This window comes from uncultured Fluviicola sp. (assembly GCF_902168135.1).
Taxonomy (GTDB): Bacteria; Bacteroidota; Bacteroidia; order Flavobacteriales_D; family Crocinitomicaceae; genus Fluviicola.
In genome coordinates, this window is sequence record NZ_CABHOL010000023.1 from 1 (window position 1) to 14,758 (window position 14,758).

The following is a 14,758-nucleotide window of genomic DNA, read 5'->3' on the forward strand; positions in this document are numbered from 1 at the left end:
CTACCACTTTTACGTTGATCGGTCCGCCGTTGTAGTCATATTGTACTTTATCCAGGAATCCGTTCGCAACGATCGAATTCTCGGATGCCGATGTCAACTCCAATTCTCTTCCTCCGTTTCCGGTTCCATCCAAACGCGTGATGCGCGGAGTAAGACCATATGCAGACAAATGCATGGTTCCCATCGCTTCGGGAGCGGGGTCATGCGGAATAAGTTCCAGTACTTTCACTTCTCCAATCGCAGCTTTACGACTTCCCAGGAAAGGTTTCTTCTGTCCGTCCAAAGCAATCGGATCTGTTGGGTCATATGTCTTGTAATTGTTGTAAGCATACGAAATGGCCATGAAGTAATAGCGCTTGAAATTAACCAGACGTCTGTCCCCGGAAGAAAATAAATCTTCTGTGACCCGGAATGAATGCTTGATCCCCAAATCTGCACCTTTCACCTTTTCCACCGGGAATGAAGCCTGAAGGTTTTCATCGTATTCGAAATTCACCAGGCGTTTAATCCCATCCTTGAAATCCACCTGAGCAACCAAACGCGCCTTGGTTGGGTCCTCCAAATCCGATACGCTGACATTGGATTTTTCCAGCTGATAGATCATATATCCCTGGAACCGGTAATACTTATCTGCATTGGGAACGGAAGTAACAATAAAAGGATCCAATTCCTGGTAATCTTCCTGTTTATTATTCGAAGCGGAGCCGTTGGATAAGTATAGAATCAGTTCATTTTTCAATTCCTGACCGGTTAAATCCGGAGCATGCGGTCCTTCCAGTACCCGGAAACAGTTTTCAAACAATGCCTGCGCTTTGTCATCTGCCAAACGCAGTGCTTTAACGGATTCAAAAGGATCTCCGCCGGCAGATCTCGCCCAAACCATTCCCACTGTAATATTGTTAACAGCTCCTGGTTTCAGAACAAAAGGCCCTGCAGATTGAAGAAAACGCCGGTCATAGGGTAAATTATTTGCTGTTTGTTCCGTCCATGCAGGTTGTGGAATTCCATCTGTCCCCCATCCCAATGGATCAGTATCATCCGGGAACATGAAATCACAAGTTACATTCGGATTGACAGTCGGATCGGAAATATGTCCGTTACCACCATAGTAAAACGGTGTATTGTCTTTCCACCTTCCTCTCAGGAAATTGTAATAATCTGCCGCAGTGGTTGGATCAGTCTGATTCGGATTTGCTCCTCCTCCGGTATTGATGTAATACAGGAAACGTCTCATTCCATACCGTTCATTGTCCACAATTCCATCTCCGTAACCGATTCCGTTCAGCGCTTCTCCCGAATCAATTCCATAAGCATTATCTATTGAATCGTTGTCCTGGTAAGGACCTTCAAAAAAGTCTACTCCGGCAGCGGGCGGACTTGCCCCGTAACCGTAAAATCCCTGGTTATCTCCGTCTACTGCATCTCCATTGTAGAAATATCCCAATCCACGGTTCACATCGCAGCCCACGTAATCATCAAAAGGATCTCCGAGTGCTCCGTCCACAAAAACCCCGAAATAGGTATTGTAAAGGGTTTGGGTTCCGCGGTTTATCAATTCGTAGTTGTAGAAGGTCATGTTATTGATCTCATCATTCGTAGCAAAAGCAAATGCCTGCGCTCGGATTTCCATTCCGATAGGTTCACCCTGGGATTCGGTATGGATATTCCCTTTGTCATTCATGACCCACCACATGTTGAAGTCTCCGTAAAGAGAAACTCTTCGATCGGTTTTACAATCTTTTGTGCCGTTAATGTCGTACCAGGGATAGTCTCCTTCTTCCCATTCGTAATCGCCGTCATTATCCCGGTCATAGAAAGGTGCCAAATGATAATCCTGTCCTTTACTGACATCTCCGTGAGCCGGCCAGTTCTTAATAAATTCAGGAACCTGGTAATTCGGGAAATTGGCAGATTGAAGGCTTGTACCATTTTGCTGGTCTTGTATTCCGGCATTATACCATGCATCGAATTGTCTTACCAGGTCTTTACTGGAGGTAAAGTGATTATCGTATTTCAAGCATTCGCTCGGATCGATTTCGGCTGTTCCGTTGGATAAAGGTCCGGTCCAGTAATCTTGTCCCTGACGGTAACGCAAGGCAGCTAATTTCAACTGTCCGTTGACATCTGTTCCACCCAGCCAAAGCGCCGAAGTGAAAAAACACATGATTTTTGAGTTCTTAGGAATTTCATATTGGGAGAAATTTTGACCGGGAACCTGCCATAAATTTCCTGCTGTGTGAACCATTGCACGCACATTGTTGTATTCCATGTACGTAGTTTTATTGGGAGGTGCACAACTGGCAGCTTTTGTCTGAACAGGGTTTGTTTTACCACCAACTCCTTGATATACCTGGGCTGACAGGGATTTTGAGCCAATTAAAAAACCGATGAGAAGGAATAATCGCATTTTCTTCATAAATAGTTGCGAGTGAATATACTCAAAAAACCAGAGTTCTAAAAAAACCAATGAGGCAAGGACATATCGTTCCTTGCCTCATTGCTTATCTAACCGACTATGGGTACTTATGTTGTGTAGCAGCAGCTACTTCCGGAAGAAACGAAAACTAACTGACCTAAAACTAACCTATTATGAAACAACCCTTCCGGAAGCCGGCTTTGTTTTGAATACAAACACATGGTTTAATCTGATAGCTCAAAAGTAGCTTCGGAGTAGCTGTAATGAAATACCTGAAAAGGTCGTTTTTAAGTACTTGTTGGAAGTGAATGGATATCACCTAAAAAGTATTTACAAAGCCATACGATTAATGTCATGACTCCGTAAAAAGGAATTACTCTCTAATTATCGTTTCCAGGCTACGACTTTTTCGAAATCGATCAGGAGCTGGTAGATGCTGTTGAATTTGTTGAAGCTTAATTCCTCGTAGGTATCGTAAACATCGTGGTAATGCTTGTTTGGCCCCATGGTGTACATGAAGAATGCCGGAACACCTTTTTGCGTAAAGAAGTAATGGTCTGAATTTGCAGCCGGACCACGTGACCCGATTTTTGGCAGGAATTGCTGTTTGTCGTTGATGGATTTTAACACCTCAAACTGTTCCGGGAACACAGTCGCGTTGACAACCGTTACTCCTTCTTCACCGCTACCCATGATATCGAGGTTGAACAAGAACTGGATTTCTTTCAATGGAAAAATCGGATTATCTGTGTAGTACCTGCTTCCAAGCAAACCTACTTCTTCTCCGGCAAATGCCATAAAAACGATGTTTACTTCTGCTGGATTATTGACGTAATAACGAGCCATTTCCAGTAAAAGCGCTGTTCCTGAAGCATTGTCGTTCCCACCCGGGAAATAAGCTTCCTGTCCCATCTGTCCGAGGTGGTCGTAATGCGCACTGAACACAAAATATTTCCTGGATTTCTTCTTTGCCGGAACGTAAGCAATCACATTTCTTGCAGTATGATTCACCAGTTTTGCATCAACCCGAATACTGAAGATCCATTCATCCATGGAAGCATCCAATGCACTTGACTGCACCTGCAGTAATGGAAAACGACTTTGTTCCTGGCTTACACTCCACGTAAACTTAGTATCAAACAGTTCAACAACCGGCATTGACTGCCCCAGGGTATTTGCCAGCTCTTTTGCTTTTTTCAGAGTATCCCCTTTCCACAAACTGAAGTGAAATGCAAAACCGATACCTGTTTTGGAACCGCTCATAGCTGCCTGGCTGATCTTATTTTTCAACTTCTTGCCATTGAAAATTTCTTCGGTTGAAATGCGGTATATTTTTAAGCTGTCTGTAAAAAATGACGGACAGGATGGATCAACTACAAATTCTTTTCCCGGTACCAAAACCTTCCCGTTTACGGAACAAAACATGCGATTGGGAAAAGTATTCACATTGAATTGAAAAGGCTGATATGGAGAGTTCTTAAAGAATTTACAACCCATTTTTTCGAATTCGCCTGCTATAAAATTCGCGGCGATAGAATCCCCTCCGTTTACGTAGCCCCGACCGTGAAAAGCCGGCGAACATAATTTCTCAACGGTCAAACGACCCTGTTCTACCTGCCCGAAACCGAGCAGCGGTATAAAAACCAGCAGGAAAACGAATTTATGCATATTTGCGCTCTACTTTTTGAACGAGTTCAATCGCCAGTTGACTGTCTGCGTCCCAATGATACTTATTTGCATAACTGCTTACCAAAGACCTTGCCTGATCTTTCGAAGAAATATTTTCTATCTGGTCAATCAGGCTGTTGAATTCTTCATTGGAGCCATTGAACAATTCCTGGATAATTTGCAGACGTTCATTAAATCCGAAAGCACCTTTCAGGGTTTCCAGTCGAACAGACATTAATCGTGCGGCCAACGTACCGTCATTGGAATTCAGTTTTCCATAAATCGGGTGCAGTCCTTGTGTATTCTCGATCGGTGCTGCAAAAGCAGGTTCCGGAATTACCGGAGCTTTTTCTTCTTCTTTTTCAATTTCACTTACCCGCTCAACAAATGGCTGGATCGGTTCCTCGTCAACAGGTTCTTCCTCCACCTGATCTTCAATCAATTCGAAAGGGATTTCTTCCTCTTTTGATTCTGTATCTTTGTCGGATACAATCTCCGTCTTCGTAAGTGGTGTTTCCTCTTCAGTATCCATTCCGAACAGGTCATAAGACGGTTCTTCTTCTGGTTCCGGATGAACTTCCTGGGCTTCGATAATCGGAACAATTTCTTCCTTTACAGCCGTAGGAGTTTCCGAAACAGGAGCAGTACCCGAACGTCCGTAAACCTTTGACTCTATAGCTTTATACCGCAAAATAATTGCGCGCTCATTCAATTGATTGGCAGCCGCCGCAAAAGCTTCCAATTCATTCATGGTAGCTTCTCCGGACTTTATTTTTGCTAATAAGGCTGTAATTTCTTCGATCAATGCGTGCATTTCCATATTTCCTGTATTTCGAAATTTTTCAACATTTGCTGCAACTTGTAAACCTCGCTTCGGATAAGAACCGATAAATCACAATTTTTGCAGTATAAAATTACAATTCGTAAAAGTCCTTTTCGTTTCAAATATGAATAGTTGTTTATACCGGATTGTTGATAACCTTGAAAAATGATGTTTTTAGAGCAAATTCCTTCTGAAGCAAGACAAAACGGATGGATTGAAGTGATCTGCGGATCGATGTTTTCCGGAAAAACCGAAGAATTGATACGTCGTTTGAAGCGCGTTGAATTTGCACAGCAAAAACTGCTACTTTTCAAACCTGCCATTGACAACCGTTACCACGAAGAGCAAGTAGTCAGCCACAAAGGTTCTTCCCTGGAAGCAATTCCCGTAAAAAGTTCGGATGAAATCCTGAAGCATTGGAAAAAAGAGCGCATTGTTGCAATCGACGAGGCCCAATTCTTTGATGAAGGATTGGTAGATGTATGTACTGATCTGGCCAGGCTCGGTGTACGCGTCATTATTGCGGGATTGGATATGGATTATTTAGGCAAACCGTTCGGCCCGATGCCTTCTCTGCTCTGCATGGCAGAATATGTGACAAAAGTACACGCGATTTGCGTTTCATGTGGTAACTTAGCACAGTACTCTCATCGAACCTCCAGGGATGAGGGACAGGTATTGGTTGGGGCGGTTGAGACATATGAGCCGCTTTGCCGCAGTTGTTACAATAAAATTGAGCATTGAGATTAAATTATTCCATTGAAGCGTGTGCGGAAATTTTTGAAGCAGAAGTAATCGGTTCAAGCATCGATTCCATTCTGCACGTTTATTTTGATTCCCGCAAAATTCAACAGTCAAAAGGAGCACTTTTTTTTGCTTTATCCGGTCATTCAAGATCTGGAAATGAATTTATTGACCACGCTTATCAACAAGGAATCCGTTTTTTTGTAATTGCGAAAAACACAACGCTTACTTTCCAACCGGACGCGGTATACTTCCAGGTAGAAGACGTACTTGGTGCTCTTCAAAAATTAGCCAAACATCACCGCAGGAAATTCACTTATCCGGTGGTTGCGATTACCGGAAGCGTAGGAAAAACAACTTTCAAAGAATGGATTTTCCATTGTATTTCTGACAAATTCAAAGTTGTCCGCAGTCCCAAGAGTTTCAACTCACAGATCGGCGTGGCTTTGTCTCTTTTGGAAATGCATGAAGGTGCTTCCATAGCATTTATCGAAGCCGGGATTTCGAAGCCGGGGGAAATGAAAATCCTGCAGGATATGATCCGGCCCGATTACGGAATCTTTACAGCCTTTGGAAAAGCACATCGCGAGAACTTTGCAAATAACGAAGCTCATTTGTTGGAAAAATGGGTGCTTTTCCGCGAATGCCGTTTAGCGTTTATCCCACATACATTTGCTGATCTTGAAAACCGTCTTCCCGGAAATTTCCAGGTTTGCCAATCTTACGAGAATCCTCGTTTTCCGGCGGGATATAATGGGATGCTGGGTGTTCTGAAAACATTCCTGGCATATCTGCAGTTGGATCCCTTAGAAATTAAAGCCCGAATGGATTCTCTTCCGACGCTTGCATTACGCATGGAAGTTTTCGAAGGAATCAACGGGAATACGATCATCAACGATACTTACAACCTCGACCTGGATGCTTTGAGCGAAGCATTGATCTATCAAAGACAATTAACTCCGGAAAAAAAACGGATTGTTGTTATTGGTTTATCAGAAAGACATCAGCACGAAAAACTGGAAATCGAAAAACTGATCCAATCCTTCAACCCGGACGAATTCCATTTCATTCCCGAAGGAAAATCCATTCCATGGGAAAATTTCCACAATGCGGTTGTCCTGGTAAAAGCGCATCGCGACAGGGCTTTTGAGTACGAAGTTGCCCGGGGAAAAGCATTGAAACACCGCACGATTGTGGAGATCAACCTGAGTGCTATCAAGCGGAACATTTCGTTCTATCAATCCCGTTTACCGAAAGATGTGAAAATCCTGGCCATGGTCAAGGCTTCTTCTTATGGATCAGGCGCTGATAAAGTAGCTCCGTTCCTGCAGCAAATCGGTATCCGGAATTTCGGTGTAGCATTTGCCGATGAAGGTGTGGAATTGCGAAAAGCAGGGATCGGTGTTTCCTCATCGATTGTTGTGATGAACCCGGATCCGGAACACAGCGACCTGATTATCGAATACCGCCTGGAACCGGCCATTTATTCATTCGAGCAACTGGACGAATTCATTACTACTTTGATCCACCGCAATATTTCTGCTTACCCGATCCATTTGAAATTTGATACGGGAATGCACCGTTTGGGATTTGCACCAACCGATAAAGAACGTGTTTTGGCAGTTATCAACTCACAACCTGAAGTACAGATCAAAGGAATTTATTCGCACCTGGCAGATGCTGATAATCCGAACCACAGTGCATTCACACAAAAACAGCTGGCTTCATTCGATTCGATTGTTTCCTATTTCCGGGAACACAGCTCCGACTCATTTTCAGCACATATCCTGAATTCGGAAGGCTCTCTGCGCTACCCGGAAAACTGTTACGACATGATCCGTCTCGGGATTTCCATGTACGGATATACCGAAAATCCGAAATTGAAAGCTTCTCTTGAAGCAAGTGTTTCCTGGTACAGTTCCATTTCGCAGATCAAGACTGTTCCTAAGGGGGACTTTATCGGTTACGGGATTTCCTATGAAGCCATGGAGGATATGAGCATTGCAATCGTCCCTGTCGGTTACGCAGACGGTTTCAGACGCAGTTTAAGCAACGGAAAGGGTTCTGTTTACATTCACGGGATCAAATGTCCGGTGGTTGGCCGCGTTTGCATGGATATGATCATGGTTGATATCAGTTCGGTGAATGCGAAGATCAATGACACGGTTGAAATTATCGGGCAGAACCAGCCGATGGATGTGTTTGCAAAAGCGATGGAAACTATTCCATACGAGGTGATGACGGGGTTATCCAGACGGATGCACCGGGTTTATGTAGAAGATTAAGGTTTCCCGCAGAGGTTCGCAGAAAATATTTAGCCGCAGAGAGCGCAAATAGCAGTATTAACACTTTCTCCGAGCAATTTTTGGAAACAAGCGATCTTCACGGTAAAAAGAACTTATTCTTTCCGGTAGAAAATCGCTTCCACCCGGCGGTTCATCGACATGTGTGTTTCCGAGTCGTCCGGGAATAATTCCATTGTATTACTAAAACCTTCTGCCGACATGCGCGCCTTGTCCACACCATTCGAGATCAGGTATTTTTTCACCGCTTCAGCCCGTTTGACAGAAAGCGGCATATCGTTATCGCAGCAGACATGTCCGTGGAGTTTAACCTGGAGCGTGGTATCTTCCAGCATCAATGCTTTTAGCTTTTCAAGATTCGGATAAGATGTAGATAGAAAAACTGCCTGACCACCTGCAAAATTAATGTTCAGATTAACCGGTTTATTGAGTTCAAAAGCGAGCTTTGGTTTCTCAACTGCGTTTTTGCCGTAAATCAATACATCCACTCTGCGGTTCAATTCATCCGGAGCAATACGGAAACCCGAAGTTTCGTTCGCATTTATGACCTCCACTCTCACTTCCTTTGACCCGGAGCTCTTCAGCAGAGTTTCGACGGATGTGATTCTATCTGCAGCCAGGATTCGGTTCCTTTTCAAAGATCCGGTTGAATCCGTATACCCGATCAGTTTTATGACGGTCAATAACGCTGCATCCTGTTTATCCAATTGGGTCAATAGCCTTTCAGCATCCAGGATATCTGATTGATTGTATGCGAAAGATGCAGAAAGTGAATCTTTGAGGATTTCGTTTTGTGCAAAGCAAGATGTTGCTAAAAAAGCAATGAATGAGGAAAGTATGATTGATTTCATAAGTCGGTTTTAGATGAAACGGAAGAATATCATTTCGTTACATCCAATTTCGAAAGCCAATTGCGGGCATCTTTAAAATTGGAAAAGGTTTTCATTGGAATCGGAGGTTTCTTCATTCCGTAAATAAGGTTAATGATAAAGCCGGTTAATTTATTGGTAGCAATCATTGCCATCGCAGAGTAAGTTAACGGAAGTTCTTTTGCAGCCAATTCCCTTGTTGCTTGATCAGGAACCGGTGATTTCGCTATGGAAATAATCAACTTAACCGGTTTGTTGTCATTCATTGATTTCACCAAAGCAACATTGGAGGCAATCGTTTCAATTGTTCTGGCAGTGGATTTTGATTCTGCATACACGATATCCGGGGTTACACGCCAGTATTTCGCCAGTTCAGATTCTCCGATCATGGGAGTTTGTAACAATTCTTCCAGTCTCATACTATTTTTCTATTGCCAATAAGATTTGTTTGCGCCATTTTCCCCAGCGAAAGGTTCCGATTTTCCCGCTGTGGTGCACTGCGCGGTGGCAGGGAATCAATAAAGCAATCGGATTTGCACCAACAGCTGATCCGACTGCCCGCAATAAATTCGGATCGCCCGGTTCCGCGGCAAGGTCACTGTAAGCAGCTAATTCTGATTTACCAAGAGCCTGAAGCCGGTTCCAAACACTCACCTGGAAAGGTGTTGCTTTAACAGCAACCGGAATAACAGGAATATCGTCTGTTTTTACAAAATAACTCATCAGAGCCTGGTAAGCTAATTCATGCAGTTCCGTTCGTTCCTCTTTGATGGTACTTTTCGGAAAAGTTTTCCTCAAACGGATCGGACCCACTTCCGAATCTTCAAATGTCACCTGGCAAATCCCCGATTCATGGCTTGCAATAAATACATTTCCTAAAAAATAAGGAAAGATGGAATAATAAATGGCTTCCGGGGATTCTTCCAGTATTTGGATGTCAAGATCAATGTGTGTGGACAACTTATACGTTTCATCATCAACCGAATCAAAAATAGAGATCTGTGCCTGTTGTTTATCGACCCGAGCTAAAGAAGGAGAAAAAGCATCCTGCACAAAACGGATGGGATCTTTTCCCAAATATTCCTGGAACAAATGCTGGGTCTCCCATTCTCCAAGTCCCAAATGTTTTGATAATTCTTCGATAGTAATGCCAATCTGCTGTGAATCAAGCATCCATTTCAGGGTCTTGAAAAGCAAATCCATACGGGGAGCTTGATATGAAAAATCAGATTCCATTGCAGGCCGAAAGTTAGGCAAAAGAAGTGAACTGTTGATGTTTTAGCCGGTAAACGGTTAATTTCTTGTCAGAATTGTGGATAACAATCCGGTTGTGAATCTGATTATAACATGAACGCTTCAAAATTAGCTAAAAATTATCCGCTGCTATTCCGCCCACATGCGAATCAGGTTGCTGTGTGTCTGCTGAAGTACGTTCGCAGGTTCTGAAACCAGGTCCTGTCTGCGGAGTTCATCTATCACTTCCTGGATATCTGACAATACTTTGCGCTGATCTGCGCTCTTCACCATACTTTGGATCCAGGTCACAGCTACTTTTCGTTCACCGCTAACGACTTCACGCACCTGGTGCAGCTGGGTACACGGATAACAGACAGCGTCTCCGGCGGCTAATTTGTAAAGAACCGTTCCGGACGCCGTTTGAAGTTCCAGTTCCCCACCTTCGTATTCTTCCGGATTGTTCAGGAAAATGGTCATTGCGATATCAGTACGCATCATATTTGCCATCAAGGGACTGTCTACATGCCAGCCATAAGTCATTCCTTCGCGGTAAGTACTGATCAAAAAGGGATAGATTGTTTTCAACAAGACTGCATTTCGAAACTGCATGTTTGCGTTAAGCGCCTGAAGCAGCACTTGCTGTACCATTCCGTATTCCGGGCACTGCATGTCCATTTGCAGGTTGTTCTTCACTTCCCGGGCAGCTGCTGAAGCGGTTTTCTTGCCATCTTCAAACTTTGCGCGGGAGCTGAAAGCATCGATTTGCTGGATTTGTTCTTTGGTAAGCAGTCCGGGAATGGTCAGGTAGGTATTTTGAATAGTCATCATGTCGGTTTATTTAAACGGTTCAGAGCTTTTTCTATAAAAGAACTCTTCACGGCACGAAAATAACCTTCAGAAATGAAAAAACCTACTTATTGTTAAAGATGTGGTTTCTCTGTTTTATGATAAAAAGGGGCTCATTCTTCATGAACCCCTTCCGGATTATTTGTTTTTATTCCGATTTAGCCGGACCTTGCTTTGGTTTTGCTTCCGGTTTTGTGATCTTTTGAGGGATTTCCGTTTTCTTTTCCGGGTCCATCATTTCCATCAACTTCAACCCTAAGAGGCCGTCCATTGCCGATCCGCCTTGCTGACCATTTCCACCGATCAACACATCCGGGATCAGCTTGATATTTCCTTTCGACAGCTCTTCTGTGATCTTGTAACGTGTAAAGTTCTCACCACCCAGCGCTTTAACTGCCAATTCGTAAGCTTCAGCGGTAGATTTACCGATAGCCTGGATCTTGCTCGCTTCCGCAATACCTGTTTTTGAGATGCGTTCCGCTTCCGCGTCTGCTTTCAATTTTACCGCTTCGGAATCTGCTTTCGCACGGGCTCTGGTTGCTTCCGCTTCTGCCAGTGCACGCATTTTGGTTGCTTCTGCTTCCGCACCAACAGCTAATTTCACTCCGGAGGCATCCCCTTCTGCTTTTTTCACCGTAGCATTTGCAGTACGTTCCGCAATCTCCACACTCTGCTGTGCTTTTACAATGTCTTTCTGCATATCTGCAATGGCAGTTTCCTTTTCCATTCCCTGGCGCGTTTCCTGTGCCTGCTTCTGGGTTTCGTAAGTCACTTTCTGTTCTTCTGCGATTTTACGGTCTGTCAAGGTTTTCATCAGTGATTCTGGCGGCACAATATCCCCGATCAATGTATCTACCGCATTCACGTTATACTCATCCAACACTTTCTTGATGTGGTCCTTTGCAGATTCCTGGCGCTCTTTACGAGTCGACAAGAAAGCAATCACATCACTATCCTGCGCGGAGTTACGGAAGTAGTTACCGATAGTCGGCTCCAATACCTGTGTTACCAGATTCACCATGTTCCCGAAACGCGCAATTACTTTCGGTGCTTCATTGGTTGGAACGTGAATGATCTGCGAAACATCCAGGTTGAACGGGAAACCGTCTTTCGAACGAACGGTAATCGTAGACAAGTTCTTATCGAGATTGTGCGATTCACTTCGTGCCTGTGCCCAGTTCAATACCAGGTTTGTTGTTGGTACCAGTTCGACTTTCATCGTGTACTTGTTCACCGGGTACTTTCCGGGACCAAATGGTTCCGACCAAACACCTTTACTTCCCTTCTCTACAATATTTCCGTGCTTGAAGTCAATTCCGGTCAGATCTTTCCCGTCGTGGCCAATGTAGGAGATTACTACTCCCACATATCCGATCGGAATTTCTGTCATCGGTGTTTCTTCTACCTGCAGGGCCCATGGATTCAAGTTGTAAGATCCTGCCAAAATGACTGTCGGCTGCAAACCACGATTTCCGCCATTTTCCAGGAAAGTGTCAAAATCCTGGAAGTTATTGTGCCCGTTAACCGCTTTACCTGCGATTTCTCCGTGTTCAATCGGCATACCATCCAGGGTTGTAACGATACCTACCATACTTTCACGAATACGCACCATTTCTGTGATCGAAACCTGGAACAACATCGTATTGATACGGTATGAACCCGCCGTAATGTAGTTCGTTTGCCGGCCACGCTGACCGTTATTTCTCAGGAACATGTCTGCATCCTGGAAATTATCGCATTCTACTTTACGTCCCAGGATATTTCCCGTTGGGATTTCAGCACCGTCTTTTGAAAGCACTAATCCGATCTTTCCCTCCGGAATAACGGTAAACTGCTCCATAGTGATTTCGTACTGCCAAACCCACATTCCGAAATACAATCCCGGAGCAAGCGTTTTAGCCTGGAAACCTGCTTCCCCGTTTATGGCCACAATGCGGCCATCAGGAAGCTCTTTGTGTTCACCGAACAGGACGAATTTTTTGGTTACCAGACCGATCCTGTCTTCGGGAACGATGACCATTCCGAACAGGAATCTTAAAATAAATTTGTAGAGGATCAAACAGATTACGATCAATCCGACCCACCAATAACTAAGTAACATTTCTTTCATAGGTTTTCTATTGTTTAATTTAAAAGTTGGCACGTTACTTGCCGTGTCAAATTTAGAAGAAAAGCATTCAAAACTCCCAGTCGGACCCAATTACTTATACACGGAAACCCTTATCAAAAGTTCATGTATTCGATATGAGTCCCGACTTGGGAGCGCCTTTGGCGGCAGGTTGACAGAATGCATCGCTTACCGGCCGGGCAAAAGACACATTTGGTCAAACTGCTTTGATCCAATTTCTTTAAAAATGATTCACTTCAGTACCGTACGTTCCGCCGCTGTGCCTTCGCTAACCTTGTTTTGCCGAAACGCTTATGCTGTAGCTTGTGCCGCCGCTAAAGCTTTGGCGACATGCGGTCAGCGTAGGCACAGCGGCTTCACCAAGACAAGAGCTTTAGCACAAACATTGCGGACGAACGCTTATTCCGATAGGAAGCTTGAGGGAAGTGGCCTGATTCCGGTGGGCTGTATCGCGAATGTGACATTCACGAGGTAAATGTATATAACCTGGAATAATCCGGAAGATATTTAGGATATTTTTACTTAAAATCTGTTATTTTCAGCACAACTTTTAGGTGCTTTTACCAAGCTGTTTCCCTAGTAAATACGGGAGATACAAGGATATTTTTTAAAATTTGGAACATCCGAATCAATGGGACCTGTCATTTTTTATTTTGGATCATTTGGCGCGATTAAAAATAGAGATTAATGTCACGAACAACCTTCTTGTCGGTCTCATTGGTTGAAGTGTTTTCGACAGAAAACAAAAAAGGCCCTTCCGCCGCAGCGGAAAAGCCTTTCCTCTTATTATTCTTTCAATATTAGCCGTTCAATGCTTCCGCACCACCAACGATCTCCAGGATCTCGTTTGTAATTGCAGCCTGACGGGCTTTGTTGTAGCTTAATTTCAAACTACGCTGTAACTCCTTGGCATTATCCGTTGCTTTGTGCATTGCAGTCATACGCGCTCCGTGCTCGGATGCGTTTGAATCCAACAACGCTTTAAACAATTGGATTTTCAAAGTTTTCGGGATCAACTCTTCTACGATCTCTTCTTTCGAAGGTTCGAAGATGTAATCTCCGGCTTGTTTATCGCTTGCCTGCTCTGTAGGAACGATAGGCAATAACTGCTCTTCCTTCACTTCCTGGGAAGCTGCATTGATGAAGCTATTGTAGATCACAACCACTTTATCGAACTTCTTTTCCAGGAAAGACTTCATTGCAAAATCAGCAACTACGGAAACGTTTCCGAAAGTCAATTCAGCAAAGATATCATCAACGATTCCTGTTCCGGAAGTTTCAAAATACATATTAGAGCGCTTGAATGCGTCTTTTGCCTTTTTACCTAAACAAAGAAGGCTCACATTTGCATTTGAATATTCTTCATTGATTGCCAGGTTCACCCGTTTGATGATGTTGTTATTGAAACCACCACACAATCCTCGATTGGAAGTAATGGTAATGATCAATACGTTTTCAACAGGACGTGCAGCAGCCAATGCATTTTCTGAAATATCCAGCGAAGCAGTCAAATTACCCAAGATCTCCTGCAATTTCTCAGCATACGGACGCATTTGAGTAATAGCATCCTGAGCACGCTTTAATTTTGCAGCGGAAACCATCTTCATTGCAGAGGTAATCTGCATCGTAGATCCTACTGAAGTAATTCGATTTCGTATTTCTTTAAGATTCGGCATAACTTTAATTATGAATTATCAATGGATCAATTATCAAGAAGTTTCCCTC

Annotated in this window: 10 protein-coding genes and 1 pseudogene; 2 read left to right on the forward strand and 9 right to left on the reverse strand. The window is 43.7% G+C overall.

Annotated elements, in window-relative coordinates:
- The 3 genes and pseudogenes from QZT69_RS09260 to QZT69_RS09270 all read right to left on the reverse strand — a co-directional run.
- Positions 1 to 2,407 (reverse strand): annotated as a pseudogene (locus QZT69_RS09260) (T9SS C-terminal target domain-containing protein); the annotation flags it as partial.
- 393 nt (positions 2,408 to 2,800) lie between these two features.
- Positions 2,801 to 4,084, reverse strand: a complete 1,284-nt coding sequence (locus tag QZT69_RS09265) for a M28 family peptidase (RefSeq protein ID WP_294673360.1) — start codon at positions 4,082 to 4,084, stop codon at positions 2,801 to 2,803.
- On the reverse strand, positions 4,077 to 4,904 hold the full coding sequence (locus QZT69_RS09270) for a hypothetical protein (RefSeq protein WP_294673361.1): 828 nt from the start codon (positions 4,902 to 4,904) through the stop codon (positions 4,077 to 4,079). The genes QZT69_RS09265 and QZT69_RS09270 overlap by 8 nt, the downstream gene beginning before the upstream one ends.
- A gap of 171 nt (positions 4,905 to 5,075) precedes the next feature.
- On the opposite strand from QZT69_RS09270, the gene QZT69_RS09275 reads away from it, so the two are divergent.
- Positions 5,076 to 5,651, forward strand: coding sequence for a thymidine kinase (locus tag QZT69_RS09275; protein WP_294673406.1), 576 nt, complete (start codon positions 5,076 to 5,078; stop codon positions 5,649 to 5,651).
- Positions 5,648 to 7,936, forward strand: a complete 2,289-nt coding sequence (gene alr / locus QZT69_RS09280; RefSeq protein WP_294673364.1) for an alanine racemase — start codon at positions 5,648 to 5,650, stop codon at positions 7,934 to 7,936. The genes QZT69_RS09275 and alr overlap by 4 nt, the downstream gene beginning before the upstream one ends.
- 113 nt (positions 7,937 to 8,049) lie before the next feature.
- Here alr and QZT69_RS09285 read toward each other — a convergent pair whose 3' ends face one another.
- From QZT69_RS09285 to atpG, 6 genes are all read right to left on the reverse strand, one after another.
- On the reverse strand, positions 8,050 to 8,805 hold the full coding sequence (locus QZT69_RS09285) for an OmpA family protein (RefSeq protein ID WP_294673366.1): 756 nt from the start codon (positions 8,803 to 8,805) through the stop codon (positions 8,050 to 8,052).
- A 29-nt stretch (positions 8,806 to 8,834) separates the two neighbouring features.
- A complete protein-coding gene (locus QZT69_RS09290; RefSeq protein ID WP_294673368.1) occupies positions 8,835 to 9,242 on the reverse strand; it encodes a hypothetical protein in 408 nt (135 codons plus the stop codon).
- Position 9,243: 1 nt separating this feature from the next.
- The gene (locus QZT69_RS09295; RefSeq protein WP_294673370.1) at positions 9,244 to 10,026 is read right to left on the reverse strand and encodes a methylated-DNA--[protein]-cysteine S-methyltransferase; all 783 of its coding nucleotides are present in this window, start codon (positions 10,024 to 10,026) and stop codon (positions 9,244 to 9,246) included.
- Between the two features lie 180 nt (positions 10,027 to 10,206).
- The gene (locus QZT69_RS09300; protein WP_294673371.1) at positions 10,207 to 10,887 is read right to left on the reverse strand and encodes a Fe2+-dependent dioxygenase; all 681 of its coding nucleotides are present in this window, start codon (positions 10,885 to 10,887) and stop codon (positions 10,207 to 10,209) included.
- A gap of 166 nt (positions 10,888 to 11,053) precedes the next feature.
- Positions 11,054 to 13,015, reverse strand: coding sequence for an SPFH domain-containing protein (locus tag QZT69_RS09305; protein ID WP_294673372.1), 1,962 nt, complete (start codon positions 13,013 to 13,015; stop codon positions 11,054 to 11,056).
- Positions 13,016 to 13,833: 818 nt separating this feature from the next.
- On the reverse strand, positions 13,834 to 14,709 hold the full coding sequence (gene atpG / locus QZT69_RS09310; RefSeq protein ID WP_294673373.1) for an ATP synthase F1 subunit gamma: 876 nt from the start codon (positions 14,707 to 14,709) through the stop codon (positions 13,834 to 13,836).
- Positions 14,710 to 14,758 lie beyond the last annotated feature (49 nt).